Raw genomic sequence first — 19,013 nt, forward strand, 5'->3', positions numbered from 1 at the left:
AAACCATGTCCAAGCACACGCTCTCCGTCCTGGTGGAGAACACGCCGGGCATCCTCGCCCGCATCGCCGCCCTGTTCTCCCGGCGCGGCTTCAACATCGACTCCCTCGCGGTCGGCGTCACCGAGCACCCCGACATCTCCCGCATCACGATCGTGGTCGGCGTCGAGGACCTGCCGCTGGAGCAGGTGACCAAGCAGCTCAACAAGCTGGTCAACGTGCTGAAGATCGTCGAGCTGGAGCCCGCGCAGGCCGTGCAGCGCGAACTCGTCCTGGTGAAGGTGCGCGCCGACAACGAGACACGCTCCCAGATCGTCGAGATCGTCCAGCTCTTCCGCGCCAAGACCGTCGACGTCTCCCCGGACGCCGTCACGATCGAGGCGACCGGCTCCAGCGACAAGCTGTCCGCGATGCTGAAGATGCTCGAGCCGTACGGCATCAAGGAACTCGTGCAGTCCGGCACGATCGCCATCGGCCGCGGCGCCCGCTCGATCACGGACCGGTCGCTGCGCTCCCTGGACCGGTCGGCGTAACGCCGGATTCGGGCGGCCGGGTGACACCGGCCGCCCGTATACCGAGACCCCGAAACTTCCCCTCCCCCCGCCGTCATACGGTGGGACGCAACACCCGTACACAAGGAGAGAACCCAAAGTGGCCGAGCTGTTCTACGACGCCGACGCCGACCTGTCCATCATCCAGGGCCGCAAGGTCGCGGTCATCGGCTACGGCAGCCAGGGCCACGCCCACGCGCTGTCGCTGCGTGACTCGGGTGTCGACGTGCGTGTCGGTCTGCACGAGGGCTCCAAGTCCAAGGCCAAGGCCGAGGAGCAGGGCCTGCGCGTGGTGACCCCGGCCGAGGCCGCCGCCGAGGCCGACGTCATCATGATCCTGATCCCGGACCCGATCCAGGCCCAGGTCTACGAGGAGTCCATCGCTCCCAACCTGTCGGACGGCAACGCGCTGTTCTTCGCCCACGGCTTCAACATCCGCTTCGGCTTCATCAAGCCCCCGGCCGGCGTGGACGTCGCCCTGGTCGCCCCGAAGGGCCCGGGCCACCTGGTCCGCCGCCAGTACGAGGAGGGCCGCGGCGTCCCCGCGATCGCCGCCGTCGAGCAGGACGCCACCGGCAACGCCTTCGCGCTGGCCCTGTCGTACGCCAAGGCCATCGGCGGCACCCGCGCCGGTGTCATCAAGACGACCTTCACCGAGGAGACCGAGACCGACCTGTTCGGCGAGCAGGCCGTGCTCTGCGGCGGCACCTCCGCCCTGGTCAAGGCCGGCTTCGAGACCCTGGTCGAGGCGGGCTACCAGCCGGAGATCGCCTACTTCGAGTGCCTGCACGAGCTGAAGCTGATCGTGGACCTCATGTACGAGGGCGGCCTGGAGAAGATGCGCTGGTCCGTCTCCGAGACCGCCGAGTGGGGCGACTACGTCACCGGCCCGCGCATCATCACCGAGGCCACGAAGGCCGAGATGAAGCAGGTCCTCACCGAGATCCAGGACGGCACCTTCGCCCGGACCTGGATGGACGAGTACCACGGCGGTCTGAAGAAGTACAACGAGTACAAGAACGCCGACTCCGAGCACCTGCTGGAGACCACCGGCAAGCAGCTGCGCAAGCTGATGAGCTGGGTGAACGAGGAGGCGTAAGCCTCCCCCTCAGGGGCCGGAGCGAGACTGCTCCGGCCCCTTCGGTGAACCTCGGGTAACGTCGGTAGTGCGGCGTTGTCCACCCCGTCCAGCCACGGACGGGTGATCCTTCCGCGGAGGCGCATTACGCCCCCCGCCGCGCCACTAGACTGCTGCACAACACGCGTCAGGCCCACAGCGTCGTGCGTCTTCCGCGGTAGCCCCCCTCCACCGCCTGCGGCCGTCGGGACGGCCGTCCGCATCGCACATGTGAGGACTCACGTGAGCTCGAAACCCGTCGTACTCATCGCTGAAGAGCTGTCGCCTGCCACCGTCGACGCCCTCGGTCCGGACTTCGAGATCCGGCACTGCAACGGCGCGGACCGCGCCGAACTGCTGCCGGCCATCGCCGAGGTGGACGCGATCCTGATCCGCTCGGCCACCAAGGTCGACGCCGAGGCCATCGCCGCCGCGAAGAAGCTCAAGGTCGTCGCCCGCGCCGGCGTCGGCCTGGACAATGTCGACGTCTCCGCCGCCACCAAGGCCGGCGTGATGGTCGTCAACGCCCCCACCTCCAACATCGTGACCGCCGCCGAGCTGGCCTGCGGTCTGATCGTCGCCACCGCCCGCCACATCCCGCAGGCCAACGCCGCGCTGAAGAACGGCGAGTGGAAGCGGAGCAAGTACACGGGCGTGGAGCTGGCCGAGAAGACCCTCGGCGTCGTCGGCCTCGGCCGCATCGGCGCGCTGGTCGCCCAGCGCATGTCCGGCTTCGGCATGAAGGTCGTCGCCTACGACCCCTATGTGCAGCCGGCGCGCGCCGCCCAGATGGGCGTGAAGGTCCTCTCCCTGGACGAGCTGCTCGAGGTCTCCGACTTCATCACCGTCCACCTGCCGAAGACCCCCGAGACGCTGGGTCTGATCGGTGACGAGGCCCTGCGCAAGGTCAAGCCGAGCGTGCGGATCATCAACGCCGCGCGCGGCGGCATCGTCGACGAGCAGGCCCTGTACTCCGCCCTCAAGGAGGGCCGGGTCGCCGGCGCCGGTCTCGACGTGTACGCCAAGGAGCCCTGCACGGACTCGCCGCTGTTCGAGTTCGACCAGGTCGTGTGCACCCCTCACCTCGGCGCGTCCACGGACGAGGCCCAGGAGAAGGCGGGCATCGCCGTCGCCAGGTCCGTGCGCCTCGCGCTCGCCGGTGAGCTGGTCCCGGACGCGGTGAACGTCCAGGGCGGTGTCATCGCCGAGGACGTCAAGCCCGGTCTGCCGCTCGCCGAGCGCCTCGGCCGGATCTTCACCGCGCTCGCGGGCGAGGTCGCGGTCCGCCTCGACGTCGAGGTGTACGGCGAGATCACCCAGCACGACGTGAAGGTGCTGGAGCTGTCCGCGCTCAAGGGTGTCTTCGAGGACGTCGTCGACGAGACGGTCTCCTACGTCAACGCCCCGCTGTTCGCGCAGGAGCGCGGCGTCGAGGTCCGCCTGACCACCAGCTCGGAGTCGGCCGACCACCGCAACGTCGTCACCGTGCGCGGCACGCTCGGCACCGGCGAGGAGGTGTCGGTCTCCGGCACCCTGGCCGGCCCCAAGCACGTCCAGAAGATCGTCGCGGTCGGCGACTACGACGTGGACCTGGCGCTCGCCGAGCACATGGCGGTGCTGAAGTACGAGGACCGTCCCGGTGTCGTCGGCACCGTCGGCCGCATCCTCGGCGAGGCGGGCATCAACATCGCCGGCATGCAGGTCGCCCGTGCGGCGGTCGGCGGCGAGGCCCTCGCCGTCCTGACCGTCGACGACACGGTGCCCGCCGGGGTGCTGAGCGAGGTCGCCGCGGAGATCGGCGCCACGTCGGCCCGTTCGGTCAACCTGGTCTGACCCACCCGCACCACGCCCGCCTGCCAGAACGCCGGGCGGGCCGAGGATTCCTCCTCGGCCCGCCCGGCGTTCGTGCGTTCCGTGCTCAGGCGGCGATGTCGACCTCCGTCTGCGCCCGCACCCGTACGCCCCGCAGGGTGACGGCCGCGGCCACGGCCGCCCCCGCGAGCAGCACCGCACCGGCGATCGCCGCGCCCTGCATCCCGCTGGTGAACGCCTGCCGTGCCGCCTCCGCCAGTCCCGGCACCTTCCCGGCGACGGCCAGCGCGCCGCCCAGCGTCTCGCGGGCCGCGTCCGGCGCCGAGGCCGGGATGTCGTGGCGGTAGATCGCCGTACCGATCGAGCCGAGCACCGCCATCCCCAGCGCCCCGCCGAACTCCGCCCCGGTCTCCAGCAGCGAGGAGGCCGATCCGGCCCGCTCCACCGGCGCGGTGCCCAGCGCCAGGTCGGTCATCTGGGAGATCACCATGACGATCCCGGAGGCCAGCACCCCGCACGCGGCCAGGACCAGCCACATCGAGTCCGTGCCGGCCAGGGCCAGCATCCCGTACCCGGCGGCGCCGATCAGGAAGCCGGCCATCACGACGTACGCCCGCTGGACGCCCTTCTGCACCAGCGTGGTCGCCAGCGGCGCCGCCATGCCGATCGGCACCGACGGCAGCAGCGCCCACAGGGCCGCCTCCATCGCGCTCTTGCCGAGCACCGACTGCAGGTACTGCGTGGTGAAGAAGGCCGAGCCCATCATCCCGAAGGCCGAGACCAGGTTGAGGACGACCGCCGGCGCGAATCCCCGTCCGCGGAACAGCTCCGGCGAGATCATCGGCGAGGCCGCCGTGCGCTGACGGTGGACGAAGAGCGCGGCGAACAGCAGGCCGACGGTGATCGAGACGACGTAGCCCGGGTGCCAGCCCTCGGAGGGGATCTCCTTCAGGCCGTAGATCACGGGCAGCACGGCGGCCATGGACAGCGGCACGGACACCCAGTCGAAGCGGCCGGGCTCCGGGTTCCTCGACTCCGGCAGCAGGACGGGGCCGAGGACCAGCAGCAGTGCCATCGCGGGCAGGTTGACCAGGAAGACCGAGCCCCACCAGAAGTACTGGACGAGGACGCCGCTGAGCACCGAGCCGAGCGCGATGCCCGCCGTCATCACGCCGGACCACATCCCGATCGCCTTCGCGCGCTGCCCCGGGTCGGTGAACATCGTGCGGACGATCGCCATGGTGGACGGCATCAGGGTGGCCCCGCCGATGCCGAGGACGGCGCGGGCGGCGATCAGGGTTGCGGCGCTGTCCGCGTAGGCGGCGACCACCGAGGCGGCGCCGAAGGCGACCGCGCCGATCAGCAGCAGCCGGCGGCGGCCGATGCGGTCGCCCAGCGACCCCATCGTCATCAGCAGGCCGGCCAGCACGAACGCATAGATGTCGAAGATCCACAGCTGCTGCGTGCCGCTCGGCTGCAGGTCGGCGCTGATCGCGGGGATCGCGAAGTACAGCACGGAGACGTCCATCGAGACCAGCAGCAGCGGAAGCATCAGCACGCCGAGGGCGGTCCATTCACGGCGTCCGGCTCGTCCGGCCGCGAGGGGGGTGGTGCTCGTCGGGTTCTTCATGGCAGCGACTGTACGCATGTATTAAACGAGTGTCTAGAACGTTTGTATAATCCACTCGTCTAGGACGCTTGTATGGATCGGGCGGTAGGGTGACAGGCATGGGACACCGTGAGGATCTGCTCGAAGGCGCCAAGCGCTGCCTGCTCGCCAAGGGCTTCCTGCGCACGACGGCGCGCGACATCGTCAAGGAGTCGGGGACCAACCTGGCCTCGATCGGCTACCACTACGGCTCGAAGGACGCCCTGCTCGTCCAGGCGTACGTCGAGCTGATCGAGGGGGTCGGCGACACCTTCGAGCCGGGCTGGGGCGCGGACGCGGGGGCGGCCGCCCCGGCCGGCTCCCTGGAACGCTTCCGGGAGGTGTGGACGGGCATCATCCGGTCCGTGCCGGAGTCGCGGGCGATCTGGCTGCTCAGCTTCGAACTGCTCTTCCAGGGCGACCGGCTCCCCGAGGTGCGCAAGCTGCTGGCCGAGGCACAGGTGGAGGGCCGCAAGGGCATCCTGGCGATGTTCAACGACGTCCCGGAGGACCGGTTGGACGCGGAGGCGGTCGACACCGAGGGCCGCCTCTACCAGACGCTGCTCAACGGCCTGATGGTCCAGTGGCTCTTCGACCCGGACTCGGCCACCACGGCGGACCAGCTCACGGAGGGTCTGCGCCGGGTGATGAACCAGGCGGCGCAGCAGGGCTGACCGCACCCCCCGGCGGCTACAGGCGCGCCGCCTTCAGCGCCATGTGCAGCAGCAGCCGGTCCTCCCCGTCGTCCAGGTCCAGGCCGGTCAACTGCTCGACCCGGGACAGCCGGTAGTACAGGGTCTGCCGGTGGATGCCCAACTGGGCCGCCGTACGCCCCGCCTGGCCCGCGCAGTCGAGGAACACCTCGGCGGTGCGGGCCAGTTCGCGGTGGGCGGCGGTGAGCAGCGGTGCCACCACCGGGTCCGCTGCCGCCACCGGCGGCAGCGAGGTGAGCAGCCGGTACGGTCCGATCCCGGACCACTGGGCGACGGGACCCAGACGCGGGTCGGCGAGGGCCGCGCGCGCCGCCGCCGACGCCTCCTGCCACGCCAGGCCCAGCTCGGCGATCCCGGTACGGGCCGCGGCGATCCCCGCGACGGAACCGGCGCCGGCGGGCCCCACGGCACCGGCACCCGCCCGCTCCCGCAGCCGCGTCGCCACCGACACCGCCGGCGTCACCGTCTGCGTGGAGCGCAGCCGCACCAGCACCGCCAGGGTGTGTTCCGTCGCCCCCCACGGCACCGTGCACAGTGCCTCGGCTCCCGGCAGCGTGCGCACCGACGGGGCCTCGGCCGGGTCGGCCGACGGCCAGGGCGCCACACACGCCACCGTGTGCGGCCCGTCCGCGCGCACTCCCAGCGCGGTGCGCAGCTCCGCCACCGCCGCGTCCCGCTGCCAGCCCGGCTCGGCCGCCAGCACCGCCCGCAGCTCCCGGGTCAGATCGGCGCCGTGCTGCGCCTCGTCCGCGAGCAGCGCGCCGATGCGGGCCGTCACCTCCATGGCGGCGGCCAGCTGGGCGTCGCTCGGCCCGGGCTCGCCGTCCAGCAGCCAGACGTAGCCGAGGACCACCCCCCGGTGGCGCACCGGCAGGCAGATCCGGCCCCGGTAGACCCCGGCGTCCGGGGTGGGCGGGATACGGACCGGGCCGGTCGCGCGGGTGATGCCGAAGCCCTCGAACCAGGCGCGGACGGCGGCCGTGGAGCGCCGGGTGAGGATCGAGCGGGTGCGCACCGGGTCCAGGACCGTCGGATCGAGGTCGCCCTCGTCGTCGTAGGCGCCGAAGGCGATCAGTTCGAAGTCCCGGTTCTCCAGGGTCGCCGGAGCGCCCAGCAGCTCCGAGATCTCGTCCACGAGCTCCTGGTAGTCACCCCTGTGTTCCGCCGTCACCCGGGCATTCTCCCGCATCCCGCCCCGGCCTTCATACATCTGTCTGAGATCCCGGGCACGGATGCGTGACAGCTGTCGATGGCAGACGATCGGAGCAATCCTTAGGTTTCACGGTGGTTCTCCGTGCCGTACCCGGATCGTGGGTCTTCGGCCTGGTTTTGTTCGTAGTGGAGGTGCCCCGTGCTGGGTCCCGTGATTCTCGCCGCGTCGCGCAGCGACCGGATGCGACGCCTGATCTCGGCGGCCCCGGTGACCAAGCAGGTCGTCGACCGCTTCATCCCCGGGGAGACGGTCGACGACATCGTCCCGATCATCGAGGACCTCACCGCCAAGGGTCTGGAGCTGACGATGGACGTCGTCGGCGAGGACATCACCACGCCCGAGCAGGCCGCCCACGCCCGGGACGCCTACCTGGCGCTGATCGACCACCTCAAGGACCTCCGGCTCGGCGAGCGCGTCGAGATGTCCGTCAAGCTGTCCATGTTCGGCCAGGCGCTTCAGGGTGGCCACGAGCTGGCCCTCGCCAACGTCCGCCCGGTCGTCGAGGCGGCCGCCGCGATCGGTACGACCGTGACGCTCGACGCCGAGGACCACACCACCCTCGACTCGATGTTCGCCATCCACGAGGAGCTGCGGAAGGACTTCCCGCAGACCGGCTGCGTCATCCAGGCCTACCTCTTCCGCACCGAGGCCGACGCCCGCCGGCTCGCCGCCGCCGGCAGCCGGGTGCGTCTGGTGAAGGGCGCCTACAAGGAGCCCGCCTCGGTCGCGTACCAGGACAAGCACGAGATCGACAAGGCGTACGTCCGGATCCTGCGGATCCTGATGGAGGGCGAGGGCTACCCGATGATCGGGTCCCACGACCCGCGCCTGATCGCCATCGCCCAGGAACTCGCCCACCGCGCCGGGCGCAAGCTCGACGAGTACGAGTTCCAGATGCTGTACGGCATCCGCGGCGAGGAGCACCTGCGGCTGGCCGCCGAGGGCCACCGCATGCGCGTCTACACCGCCTACGGCACCGACTGGTACGGCTACTTCATGCGGCGCCTCGCGGAGAAGCCGGCGAACCTGCAGTTCTTCCTGCGCTCGATGGTCAGCAAGGGCTGAGCCCGCACCCCCCGCTCAGTGCACACACCCGCTCAGTAAGGAGTTACGGAACCCATGGACGCTGTGACCCAGGTCCCCACCCCCGTCAACGAGCCGGTGCACGGCTACGCCCCCGGCTCGCCCGAGCGTGCCCGCCTCGAGGCCAAGCTCAAGGAGCTGGCCGAGAACCCCATCGACCTGCCCTGCACCATCGGCGGTGAGCGGCGGATGGGCGGTGGCGAGCCGTTCCAGGTCGTGCAGCCGCACAACCACAAGGCCGTCCTGGGCACCTTCCGCCACGCCACCAAGGCGGACGCGCAGGACGCCGTCGACGCCGCCCTCGCCGCCGCCCCGGCCTGGCGCGCACTGTCCTTCGACGACCGCGCGGCGATCTTCCTGCGCGCCGCCGAGCTGCTGTCCGGCCCGTGGCGCGAGACGCTCGCCGCGTCCACCATGCTCGGCCAGTCCAAGACCGCCCAGCAGGCCGAGATCGACACCCCGTGCGAGCTCGTCGACTTCTGGCGCTTCAACGTCCACTACGCCCGCCAGATCCTGGCCGAGCAGCCCCCGGCCAACTCCCCGGGCGTGTGGAACCGTCTGGACCACCGCCCGCTGGAGGGCTTCGTCTACGCGATCACGCCGTTCAACTTCACGGCCATCGCGGGCAACCTGCCCACCGCGCCCGCCCTCATGGGCAACGTCGTGGTGTGGAAGCCGTCCCCGACGCAGACCCACGCCGCCGTGCTGCTGATGCGGCTGCTGGAGGAGGCGGGCCTGCCCAAGGGCGTCATCAACCTGCTCACCGGTGACGGCATCGAGGTCTCCGAGGTCGCCCTCAACCACCGCGACCTGGCCGGCATCCACTTCACCGGCTCGACCAAGACCTTCCAGTACCTGTGGAAGACGGTCGGCGCCAACATCGAGAAGTACCGCTCCTACCCGCGTCTGGTCGGCGAGACCGGCGGCAAGGACTTCGTCGTCGCCCACCCGTCGGCCGACCGCGCGGTGCTCAAGACCGCGCTGACCCGCGGCGCCTTCGAGTACCAGGGCCAGAAGTGCTCGGCGACCTCCCGGGCCTACATCCCGGCGTCGATCTGGAACGACGGCTTCAAGGAGCAGTTCGCGGCCGAGGTCGACGGCATCGCCATGGGTGACGTCACCGACCTGTCGCACTTCATCGGCGCCGTCATCGACGAGCGTTCCTTCGCCAAGAACAAGGCCGCGATCGACCGGGCCGCGGCGGACCCCTCCTGCACGATCGTCGCGGGCGGCTCCTACGACGACTCGGTCGGGTACTTCGTCCGGCCGACCGTCATCGAGTGCACCGACCCGGAGAACGAGGTCTTCACGACCGAGTACTTCGGCCCGATCCTCGCGGTGCACGTCTACGAGGACGAGCGCTACGACGAGATGCTGACGCAGATGGAGTCCGCGTCGGACTACGCGCTGACCGGGTCGGTCATCGCCAACGACCGCGCGGCCGCCGCGTACACGATGGAGAAGCTGCGGTACGCCGCCGGCAACTTCTACATCAACGACAAGTCGACCGGTGCCGTGGTCGGCCAGCAGCCCTTCGGTGGCGGGCGGGCCTCCGGGACCAACGACAAGGCGGGCGCGCCGCAGAACCTGCTGCGGTGGACGCTGACGCGTGCCATCAAGGAGACGCTGGTGCCGCCGACCGAGTACGGCTACCCGCACATGGGCTGACCGCCCCCCGGGGTACGCGAACGGGCCGGTTCTTCCGCACGGGAACCGGCCCGTTCCGCTGTTCCCGGCCGGCTACTCGGCGATCTCGGTGCGCTCCCACCACTCGTACACCGGGAGCCGGCCCTGGTCCGTCTCCTGATGGCGCGGGGTGGACCGGAAGTGCTCGTACCCGCCCCGGTGGGGGACCTTCAGCTCCGTTCCCGGCGGAGTGATCGGGACGATGCGCTCCGCGAGGTCTTCGGGGCCGCCTTCCAGAACTGCTTTGGCCGTGTTGGTCATGTCGACACGGTTCCCGGGGTGGTGTGCGGTGTCCCGGCCGGTGCGGAGGATCAGCCGTCCGGGCGAGCGGTGCCTGCGGCACGGTCCTCGAAAGCGCAGGTCAGAGCCGTGTGACGTAACCCCGCGTCTCAGATAGTAGGAAGTCCGAGTAATTGTGCAGACAGATGCGCGGTCCTGTCCTAGCTTTGTAGGAGCCGAACGTCTCGCTAGACCAAGCGATGGGCGGACGTGAGCCGGGCCCGATGCAGGCAACCCCTGCGGCACCGCTGCTCCCCGCCACCTCCGGCGTCTCGTTACCCCTCTGCATCGCCCGAAGGAGTCGATCCCTCATGGCCGAGACGACCGTCCGCCGCCGCGTCCGCCACTCCTCCCGCACCAGCGAGGCCGACCGCAAGAACGCCGCCGCCGCTCTCCAGCGCGCGCTCGACCGCCGTGACAACGGCGGCGCCACCGGCCACTGACAGACCCCGCAGGCACGCCCGCTCCTTGTCCGGATGGCGGACGGTCCGTGTCATCCCATGGGACGAGGAGTAGGGTGCCCGCATGTCTCGCAGCATCGATCTCGCAGTGATCCCCGGTGACGGCATCGGGCAGGAAGTCGTGGCCGAAGGCCTCAAGGTCCTCTCCGCCGTCCTCCCGCAGGATGTGAAGCTGGAGACCAAGGAGTACGACTTCGGCGCCCGGCGCTACCACTCCACCGGTGAGACCCTCACCGACGACGACCTGGACCGGCTCAAGGGGCACGACGCCATTCTGCTGGGCGCCATCGGCGACCCGAGTGTTCCGTCCGGTGTGCTGGAGCGCGGGTTCCTGCTGAAGCTGCGGTTCGCCTTCGACCACCACGTCAACCTGCGCCCCTCCAAGCTGCTCCCGGGCGTTGCCACTCCGCTCGCCGGTGAGCCGCAGATCGACTTCGTCGTCGTCCGCGAGGGCACCGAGGGGCCGTACACCGGCAACGGCGGCACCATCCGCAAGGGCACCGCGCACGAGGTCGCCACCGAGGTCTCCGTGAACACGGCCTTCGGGGTCGAGCGGGTCGTGCGGGACGCCTTCGCACGTGCCCAGGCCCGGCCGCGCAAGAAGCTCACGCTCGTCCACAAGAACAACGTGCTGACCTTCGCCGGTCACCTGTGGACGAACATCTTCAACAAGGTGGCCGAGGAGTTCCCCGAGGTCACCACCGAGTACATCCACGTCGACGCGGCCACCATCTACCTGGTGACCCAGCCCGAGCGGTTCGACGTCATCGTCACCGACAACCTCTTCGGCGACATCATCACCGACCTCGCCGCGGCCGTCTCCGGCGGCATCGGCGTCGCGGCCTCCGGCAACATCAACCCGAGCGGCGAGTTCCCGTCCATGTTCGAGCCGGTGCACGGCTCGGCCCCGGACATCGCCGGCCAGGGCAAGGCCGACCCCAGCGCCACGGTCCTGTCCGTCGCCCTGCTGCTGCGCCACCTCGGCTACGACGCCGAGGCCGCCCGGATCGAGGACGCGGTCGCCGCCGACCTCGCCGAGCGCGTGGGCAAGCCCGCCCGCTCCACGTCCGAGATCGGCGACGCGCTCGCCGTACGCGTAGCCGGCTGATCCGGTGCGCTCCTGAAGAACCACTTCGAAGCCGCCGGGTCGCCTTGACGCACCCGGCGGCTTTCGCTGTGCGGCGCCGGGTGGAACCATCGACCCCTGGGCCCGCCCCACCCGGATTCCTTCGGCCGCCGTCCCCGCGCGATAATCGAACGCGGAGCCGCGATATGAGGGGAAGCTCGGACGTCCTAGCACTGGCCGGAAAAGGCCCTTGCGGGGCTTGAGGAGCGCGGCCCGTCACGACAACCGGTGAAGGACAAACCACTCATGACGACGCCCACGATCGAGCTCAAGCCCTCCGCCCACCCGCTGCCCGCCGCGGAGCGCGAGGCCATCCTCGCCAGCCCCGGGTTCGGCCGCCACTTCACCGACCACATGGTGACGATCAAGTGGACGGAGGGCCGCGGCTGGCACGACGCGCAGCTCGTTCCGTACGGCCCCATCTCCCTCGACCCCTCCTGCCACGTGCTCCACTACGGGCAGGAGATCTTCGAGGGCCTCAAGGCGTACCGCCAGCCCGACGGCTCGGTCGCGGTCTTCCGCCCCGAGGCCAACGCCCGCCGCTTCCGCAACTCCGCCCGCCGGATGGCGATGGCCGAGCTGCCCGAGGAGCTGTTCATCGCCGCCCTGGACGCGCTGCTCTCCCAGGACGCCGACTGGGTGCCGCCGCACGGCGGTGAGGAGTCGCTCTACCTGCGGCCGTTCATGTTCGCCTCGGAGACCGGCCTCGGCGTGCACCCCGCCAACGAGTACCTGTTCATGCTGATCGCCTCCCCGTCCGGCGCCTACTTCGCCGGCGGCGTCAAGCCGGTCACGATCTGGGTCTCCGAGGACCACGTCCGCGCCGTCCCGGGCGGCACCGGCGACGCCAAGACCGGCGGCAACTACGCCGCTTCCCTGCTGCCCCAGGCCGAGGCCGCCGCCAACGGCTGCGACCAGGTCGTCTACCTCGACGCGGTGACCCGCACCAAGGTCGAGGAGTCCGGCAGCATGAACGTCGCCTTCGTCTACGGCGACCGGATCGTCACCCCGGCCCTGACCGGCTCCATCCTCGAGGGCATCACCCGCGACTCCCTGCTCCAGGTCGCCCGAGACCTCGGCTACACCGCCGAGGAGGGTGTCGTCACCCTGGAGCAGTGGCGTGCGGACGCCGCCTCCGGCGCGCTCACCGAGGTCTTCGCCTGCGGTACCGCCGCCGTCGTCACCCCGATCGGCCACGTCAAGACCAAGTCGGACGCCTGGAGCCACGGCGACGGCACCCCCGGCCCGGTCACCCTCCGGCTGCGCGAGGCCCTGCTCGGCCTCCAGCGCGGCATCACGGAGGACAAGCACGGCTGGATGCACAAGCTCGGCTGATCCTGCGCACGAACACCAGGGCCGCCCCGGACATCTCGTCCGGGGCGGTCCTCGTGCGCAGAAGGCCCGGGCCGGCCGTCCGTCCTCGGCCGGCCCGGGGGTCCGGGGGGTCAGGCGTCGGCGGTCACCGTCTCGGCCGCCGCCGCCACGGGGCCGGCCGGGAGGGCGGGCACGCCCGCGCCCCGGGCCGTCAGCGCCAGGTAGACGACACCGCCGGCCAGGCCCGACAGCAGGAAGCTGCAGTCCACGCCGCCGGTGAACCGCAGCAGCGGCCCCTGGTACTCCGGCAGGGACACCGCGAGCAGGCCGACGAATGCGCCGATCGCCCAGGAGAGGGCGGCCTGGACGTTCCAGCCGGCCCGGTACCAGTAGATGCCGCCGTGCGAGCGCCGGTTGAAGACCTGCAGCGCGTCCGCGTCGTAGCGGCCGCGGCAACGGGCGAAGCCGATCAGGGTGATCACGGCCCACGGCGTGCCGAGCGCGGTCAGCAGCAGCACGAACGACGTCATCGCCGCCTGCGCGTCCCACAGGAAGTGGCCGACGAAGACGCAGGCCGTGGCGACGATCGCGACGGTGGCGGTGGCGCGGGCGCGGGAGGCGCGCGGCAGGATCGCGTCCAGGTCGAGGCCCATCGAGTACAGCATCAGACCGGCGTTGCCGACCGAGCCGGCCGAGGCGGCCAGCAGTAGCGGGATCAGGTACCAGGCGGGGGAGGCGTCGACCAGCGGGCCGGCGTAGTCGAGCGCGGCGCGGGCGCCGTAGGCGGTGAAGGTGCCGAAGAGCTGCGGGACCAGCAGGCCGAGGATCAGTCCGAGCCAGGTGGCGTGCAGGATGCGGCGCGGGGTGTGGCGGGCGGGGGAGATGTAACGGGTGTAGTCGCCGAGCAGGGTGATGAAGGCGATCGGCCCGGACAGGCCCGCGGCCACCGCCGACAGCAGCCAGGTCGGCCAGTAGCCGCCCAGCAGATAGCCGCCGGCCTGGGGGAGGGCGGCGGTGGAGAAGTGCGGGGCGTAGGCGAAGATGCCCAGCGCCAGCAGGGCCGTCATGCCGATGGCCAGCACGCGGGACATGGTCAGCAGCACCTTGTAGCCGTACACGGCGCCCGCGACGGTCGCCCCGGCCAGCAGCGCGTAGATCACGCCGTAGGAGATCCCGTCGGCCGGGAGGCCGAAGAGGCGGCCGAGCACGCTGACCGAGACGTCGCCGCCGACCCACACCGTCAGGGCCGTGTAGCCGAGGGCGAGGAGCAGACCCACGATCGAGCCGATCAGCCGGCCGCGTACGCCGAACTGCGCGCCGGAGGACGTGGACAGGTTGGTGGCGGTGCGCAGCGAGATCAGCGCCAGCGGCGCCGTCAGCGCCGTTCCGACGACCGTGCCCGCGAGGATCGAGGTGATCGAGGACCAGAAGTCGAGGCCGAAGGAGGCCGGCAGCCAGCCGAAGACGATCACGCCCAGGCAGAGGTTGGAGCCGAGGAGGATCGAGACGAGGTCACGCGGTCCGCTGGTGCGTTCCTCGTCGGGGATCGTGTCGACTCCGCGCTGTTCGATGGGCATGGTGTGGGTCTCCTTCGACGGCCACCTAAGGTTTAGAGCGACGTTCAATGTGACGTGTGCAAAGGTGGTCCGTCAATATTTCCGTTGCGTGAATCTGGTGTTTAGAGTGGTGCTCTAAAGCGAGGAAGGCAAGGAGGTGCCGCGAGGTGAGACTGACTCCCACGGAACGTGACCGGCTGCTGCTCTTCGGAGCGGCCGAGCTGGCCCGGGCCCGCCGGGCCCGCGGGCTCAGGCTGAACGTCCCGGAGGCGACCGCGCTGATCGCGGACACCGTCTGCGAGGCCGCCCGCGACGGCAGGCGGCTCGCCGAGGCCATCGAGGCGGCCCGCTCGGTGCTCGGCCCGGACGACGTCCTGCCGGGCGTCGCCGACGTCGTCACCGAGGTGATGGTCGAGGCCGTCTTCGACGACGGCTCCCGGCTCGCCGTCGTCTCCGACCCGATCGGCGGGGGGCTCGGGGAGAAGGGGCCGGGCGCGCTGCTGCCGGGCCCGATGCACTCCGACCCCGAACCGGTGGTGACGCTGGCGGTCACCAACACCGCGACCGTGCCGGTGTCGGTCACCTCCCACTTCCACTTCTTCGAGGCCAACCCCCGCCTGGACTTCGACCGCGAGCGGTCCTACGGCATGCGGCTCGCCGTGCCCGCCGGATCCTCGGTGCGCTTCGGGCCGGGCGAGACGCACGAGGTCGGCCTGGTGCCGATCGGCGGCGAGCGGATCGCGATCGGCTTCGCCGGTCTGGTCGACGGACCGCTGGACGCGCCGGGCGCGAAGGACGAGGCCCTGCGCCGGGCCGCCGCCTGCGGCTACCTCGGCGTTTCGGACACCACGGACAAGGAGGCGAAGCGATGAGCCGCCCCGGAGGTCACCCCGCCGAAGCCCGCCGGCTCACGCCGTACGAGTACGCGGCCACCCACGGCCCCCGCGCCGGTGACCGCGTCCGCCTCGGCGACAGCGGGCTGACGATCAAGATCGAGTCCGACGCGCAGAAGTACGGCGACGAGTTCCTCGCCGGCTTCGGCAAGACGGCCCGTGACGGACTGCACCTGAAGGCCGCCGCCGTCCGCGAGACCTGTGACGTCGTGATCAGCAACGTCGTCGTGATCGACGCCGTGCAGGGCATCCGCAAGGTGTCCATCGGCATCCGCGAGGGCCGTATCTGCGGCATCGGCCGGGCCGGCAACCCCGACACCCTCGACGGCGTCGACGTCGTCGTCGGCACGGGCACGTCGATCGTCTCCGGCGAGGGCCTGATCGCCACCGCCGGCGCCGTCGACACCCACGTCCATCTGCTGTCGCCGCGCATCATGGAGGCCTCGCTCGCCTCCGGCGTGACCACGATCATCGGCCAGGAGTTCGGCCCGGTCTGGGGCGTCGGCGTCAACTCGCCGTGGGCCCTGCGCCACGCCTTCAACGCCTTCGACGCCTGGCCGGTCAACATCGGCTTCCTCGGCCGCGGTTCGTCCTCGCACAGCGCCCCCCTGATCGAGGCGCTGGCCGAGGGCGGCGCGTCCGGCTTCAAGGTGCACGAGGACATGGGCGCCCACACCCGTGCCCTGGACACCGCGCTGCGGGTCGCCGAGGAGCACGACGTGCAGGTCGCCCTGCACAGCGACGGCCTCAACGAGTGCCTGTCGGTGGAGGGCACCCTGAGGGTGCTGGAAGGCCGCACCATCCACGCCTTCCACATCGAGGGCTGCGGCGGCGGGCACGTCCCCAACGTGCTGAAGATGGCGGGCGTGCCGAACGTCATCGGCTCGTCCACCAATCCCACGCTGCCCTTCGGGCGGGACGCCGTCGCCGAGCACTACGGCATGATCGTCTCCGTCCACGACCTCAAGCCCGACCTGCCCGGTGACGCCGCCATGGCCCGCGACCGCATCCGCGCCGGGACGATGGGCGCCGAGGACGTGCTGCACGACCTGGGCGCGATCGGCATCACCTCCTCCGACGCCCAGGGCATGGGCCGGGCCGGCGAGACCGTGCGTCGCACCTTCGCCATGGCCGGCAAGATGAAGGCCGAGCTGGGCGGCCCGGACACCGACCACGACAACGAGCGCGTCCTGCGCTACATGGCCAAGCTGACCATCAACCCGGCCATCGCGCACGGTCTCGCCCACGAGGTCGGCTCGCTGGAGACCGGCAAGCTCGCCGACATCGTCCTGTGGCGGCCGGAGTACTTCGGCGCCAAGCCGCAGCTCGTGCTGAAGTCCGGCTTCCCGGCCTACGGCGTGGTCGGCGACCCCAACGCGGCCACCGACACCTGTGAACCCCTGGTGCTGGGGCCGCAGTTCGGCGCCTTCGGGGCCACCGCCGCCGACATCTCCGTCGCGTTCGTCGCGCAGGCCGCCGTCGACCAGGGCAACGACACGATGCCCACCCGCCGCAGAAGGGTCGCCGTGCGCGGCACCCGCGGCATCGGCCCGGCCGACCTGCGCCTGAACTCCCGTACCGGACAGGTCGACGTGGACCAGCGCACCGGCCTGGTCACCCTCGACGGCGAGCCGCTCAGCTCGGAGCCCGCCGACTCCGTCTCCCTCAACCGCCTCTACTTCCTCTAAGGACGCCCTGGATGAGCACCCCCGTTGCCGACGGCTTCTCGATGCCCGCCGAGTGGACCCCGCACGAGCGGACCTGGATGGCGTGGCCCAGCCCCAACCCCACCTTCGACGACCCCGAGGACCTCGCCGCCTCCCGCATCGCCTGGGCGTCGGTCGCCCGCGCGATCCGCCGCTTCGAGCCGGTCACCGTGGTCTGCGGCCCCGGCCAGTCCGCCGAGGCCGCCACCCTGCTCGGCGAGGGCATCGACGTCGTCGAGCGTGAACTCGACGACGCCTGGATGCGCGACATCGGCCCCACCTTCCTCACCAACGGCCGTGGCGAACTCGCCGCCGTGGACTGGACGTTCAACGGCTGGGGCGCCCAGGACTGGGCCCGCTGGGAGCACGACTCCAAGATCGGCGCCTATGTCTCCGACCTCGCCGGCGCCAGGACGTACGCCTCGCGGCTGGTCAACGAGGGCGGCGCGATCCACGTCGACGGCGAGGGCACCGTGCTGCTCACCGAGACCGTGCAGCTCGGCCCCGAGCGCAACCCGCACTGGACCAAGGAGCAGGTCGAGGCGGAGATCCACGCCCACCTCGGCACGACCAAGGCGATCTGGCTGCCGCGCGGCCTGACCGGCGACTACCCGCCCTACGGCTTCGGCACCCTCGGCCACGTCGACATCGTCGCCGCCTTCGCCCGCCCCGGTGTCGTCGTCGCCCACCACCAGCCCGACCCCGCCCACCCGGACTTCGAGGTCAGCAAGGAGGTCATCTCCCTCCTGCGTTCCCAGACCGACGCCCGGGGCCGCGCGCTGGAGGTCGTCGAGGTGCCCGCCCCGACCGTGCTGGAGGCCGACGGCCACTGGGCCGACTACTCCTACATCAACCACTACCTGTGCAACGGCGGCGTCGTGCTGTGCGGCTTCGACGACCCGCGCGACGAGATCGCGGCCGGCATCTTCCGCAAGCTGTTCCCCGAGCGGACGGTCACCCTGGTGGACGCGCGTACGATCTTCGCGGGTGGCGGCGGCATCCACTGCATCACCCAGCAGCAGCCGAAGGTCTGATCCCCGGCACCTCTTCGAGACACAGGAGCAGCAGATGGCCGGTGCGGCCCGTGCGCGCAGAAACGCGCCGCCGCGCGAGGAGGTCCTCGCCTCCGCCATGGACATGATCGCCGAGCGCGGTCTGGAGAAGCTCACCATGGCGGGGCTGGGCCGCGAGGTCGGCATGAGCAGCGGCCATCTGCTCTACTACTTCCGCTCCAAGGACGAACTGCTGCTGCAGACCCTGGAGTGGAGCGAGGGGCGCCTCGGCGCCGAACGCGCCCGGCTGCTGGCGAACGGCGGCACCGCCCGGGACCGGCTGGCGGCCTACGTCGACCTGTACGTCCCCGACGGCCACCGCGACCCGCACTGGACGCTGTGGCTGGAGGTGTGGAACCGCTCGCAGAACGCCGACGACGAGGCCCGGGTCCGGCAGGCCGCCATCGAGGGCGCCTGGCACCGCGACCTGGTCGCCCTGATCGCCGAGGGCATCTCGCACGGCGAGTTCCGTGCCGTGGACCCCGACCGCTTCGCCTCCCGGCTGCGGGCCCTGCTGGACGGCTTCTCCATCCATGTGGCGATCGGCCTGCGCGGCACCGACCGGGCGCAGACCCTCGGCCATGTACGGGAGTTCATCGACGACGCACTCCTCGCGGACGCCTGAGCGCACCCGGAAAGCGGCCGGAGTGCCGTCGGTGTGCGCCTGCGCCGGACGCGCTGCGCTCGCATCCTGAGACGGGCGGTGAGCGAGCGGGCGGATTGTGCCAGACTGCCGCCGTGCTCTCGTTCGCCACGATTATTGGCAGCAGGCGCGCCGGTCCGCAGTGACCGCCACGTACGACCAG

The 19,013-nt window shown here is 71.1% G+C and carries 17 protein-coding genes; 13 read left to right on the plus strand and 4 right to left on the minus strand.

Annotation, left to right across the window (positions count from 1 at the left end):
* Positions 1-5: 5 nt before the first annotated feature.
* From ilvN to serA, 3 genes are all read left to right on the plus strand, one after another.
* Positions 6-530, plus strand: a complete 525-nt coding sequence (ilvN, locus tag ACZ64A_RS15695) for an acetolactate synthase small subunit (RefSeq protein WP_469810779.1) — start codon at positions 6-8, stop codon at positions 528-530.
* A 118-nt stretch (positions 531-648) separates the two neighbouring features.
* Positions 649-1,647 (plus strand): ketol-acid reductoisomerase, encoded by a 999-nt coding sequence (gene ilvC / locus ACZ64A_RS15700; protein WP_469810781.1) that lies wholly within the window; start codon positions 649-651, stop codon positions 1,645-1,647.
* 261 nt (positions 1,648-1,908) lie between these two features.
* Complete coding sequence (gene serA / locus ACZ64A_RS15705) at positions 1,909-3,498, plus strand: phosphoglycerate dehydrogenase (RefSeq protein ID WP_469810782.1); 1,590 nt, start codon at positions 1,909-1,911, stop codon at positions 3,496-3,498.
* A gap of 85 nt (positions 3,499-3,583) precedes the next feature.
* On the opposite strand, the gene ACZ64A_RS15710 is transcribed toward serA, so the two are convergent.
* On the minus strand, positions 3,584-5,107 hold the full coding sequence (locus ACZ64A_RS15710) for an MFS transporter (RefSeq protein ID WP_469810783.1): 1,524 nt from the start codon (positions 5,105-5,107) through the stop codon (positions 3,584-3,586).
* A 98-nt stretch (positions 5,108-5,205) separates the two neighbouring features.
* Here ACZ64A_RS15710 and ACZ64A_RS15715 point away from each other — a divergent pair, with 98 nt between their 5' ends.
* On the plus strand, positions 5,206-5,799 hold the full coding sequence (locus ACZ64A_RS15715; RefSeq protein ID WP_469810785.1) for a TetR/AcrR family transcriptional regulator: 594 nt from the start codon (positions 5,206-5,208) through the stop codon (positions 5,797-5,799).
* Positions 5,800-5,815: 16 nt separating this feature from the next.
* Here ACZ64A_RS15715 and ACZ64A_RS15720 read toward each other — a convergent pair whose 3' ends face one another.
* Complete coding sequence (locus tag ACZ64A_RS15720; protein WP_469810786.1) at positions 5,816-7,027, minus strand: PucR family transcriptional regulator; 1,212 nt, start codon at positions 7,025-7,027, stop codon at positions 5,816-5,818.
* A gap of 162 nt (positions 7,028-7,189) precedes the next feature.
* Here ACZ64A_RS15720 and ACZ64A_RS15725 point away from each other — a divergent pair, with 162 nt between their 5' ends.
* A complete protein-coding gene (locus ACZ64A_RS15725; RefSeq protein ID WP_469810787.1) occupies positions 7,190-8,116 on the plus strand; it encodes a proline dehydrogenase family protein in 927 nt (308 codons plus the stop codon).
* Positions 8,117-8,170: 54 nt separating this feature from the next.
* Positions 8,171-9,802 (plus strand): L-glutamate gamma-semialdehyde dehydrogenase, encoded by a 1,632-nt coding sequence (gene pruA, locus ACZ64A_RS15730; protein WP_469810788.1) that lies wholly within the window; start codon positions 8,171-8,173, stop codon positions 9,800-9,802.
* A 72-nt stretch (positions 9,803-9,874) separates the two neighbouring features.
* Here pruA and ACZ64A_RS15735 read toward each other — a convergent pair whose 3' ends face one another.
* Positions 9,875-10,081 carry a DUF5988 family protein gene (locus ACZ64A_RS15735; protein WP_469810789.1) on the minus strand — a complete coding sequence of 69 codons (207 nt, stop codon included), beginning with the start codon at positions 10,079-10,081 and terminating at the stop codon, positions 9,875-9,877.
* Between the two features lie 329 nt (positions 10,082-10,410).
* On the opposite strand from ACZ64A_RS15735, the gene ACZ64A_RS15740 reads away from it, so the two are divergent.
* The 3 genes from ACZ64A_RS15740 (at position 10,411) to ACZ64A_RS15750 (ending at position 13,021) form a co-directional block, all read left to right on the plus strand.
* Positions 10,411-10,542: a hypothetical protein gene (locus ACZ64A_RS15740; RefSeq protein ID WP_361627802.1), complete on the plus strand. Its 132-nt coding sequence runs from the start codon at positions 10,411-10,413 to the stop codon at positions 10,540-10,542.
* An 82-nt stretch (positions 10,543-10,624) separates the two neighbouring features.
* Complete coding sequence (locus tag ACZ64A_RS15745; RefSeq protein WP_469810791.1) at positions 10,625-11,668, plus strand: 3-isopropylmalate dehydrogenase; 1,044 nt, start codon at positions 10,625-10,627, stop codon at positions 11,666-11,668.
* Positions 11,669-11,932: 264 nt separating this feature from the next.
* Positions 11,933-13,021, plus strand: coding sequence for a branched-chain amino acid aminotransferase (locus tag ACZ64A_RS15750; RefSeq protein ID WP_469810792.1), 1,089 nt, complete (start codon positions 11,933-11,935; stop codon positions 13,019-13,021).
* Between the two features lie 110 nt (positions 13,022-13,131).
* On the opposite strand, the gene ACZ64A_RS15755 is transcribed toward ACZ64A_RS15750, so the two are convergent.
* Positions 13,132-14,577, minus strand: a complete 1,446-nt coding sequence (locus ACZ64A_RS15755) for a cytosine permease (RefSeq protein ID WP_469810793.1) — start codon at positions 14,575-14,577, stop codon at positions 13,132-13,134.
* Between the two features lie 146 nt (positions 14,578-14,723).
* Here ACZ64A_RS15755 and ureA point away from each other — a divergent pair, with 146 nt between their 5' ends.
* From ureA to ACZ64A_RS15775, 4 genes are read left to right on the plus strand one after another with little or no spacing between them, the layout of a single operon-like run.
* Positions 14,724-15,428 (plus strand): urease subunit gamma, encoded by a 705-nt coding sequence (ureA, locus tag ACZ64A_RS15760; protein WP_469810794.1) that lies wholly within the window; start codon positions 14,724-14,726, stop codon positions 15,426-15,428.
* Positions 15,425-17,137 carry an urease subunit alpha gene (locus tag ACZ64A_RS15765; RefSeq protein ID WP_469810795.1) on the plus strand — a complete coding sequence of 571 codons (1,713 nt, stop codon included), beginning with the start codon at positions 15,425-15,427 and terminating at the stop codon, positions 17,135-17,137. Before ureA ends, ACZ64A_RS15765 begins: the two co-directional genes overlap by 4 nt.
* Before the next feature lie 11 nt (positions 17,138-17,148).
* On the plus strand, positions 17,149-18,189 hold the full coding sequence (locus tag ACZ64A_RS15770; protein WP_469810796.1) for an agmatine deiminase family protein: 1,041 nt from the start codon (positions 17,149-17,151) through the stop codon (positions 18,187-18,189).
* A 34-nt stretch (positions 18,190-18,223) separates the two neighbouring features.
* Positions 18,224-18,832, plus strand: a complete 609-nt coding sequence (locus ACZ64A_RS15775) for a TetR/AcrR family transcriptional regulator (RefSeq protein WP_469810797.1) — start codon at positions 18,224-18,226, stop codon at positions 18,830-18,832.
* The last annotated feature ends 181 nt before the right edge of the window (positions 18,833-19,013 follow it).

The organism is Streptomyces sp. NPDC104814 (genome assembly GCF_055583185.1).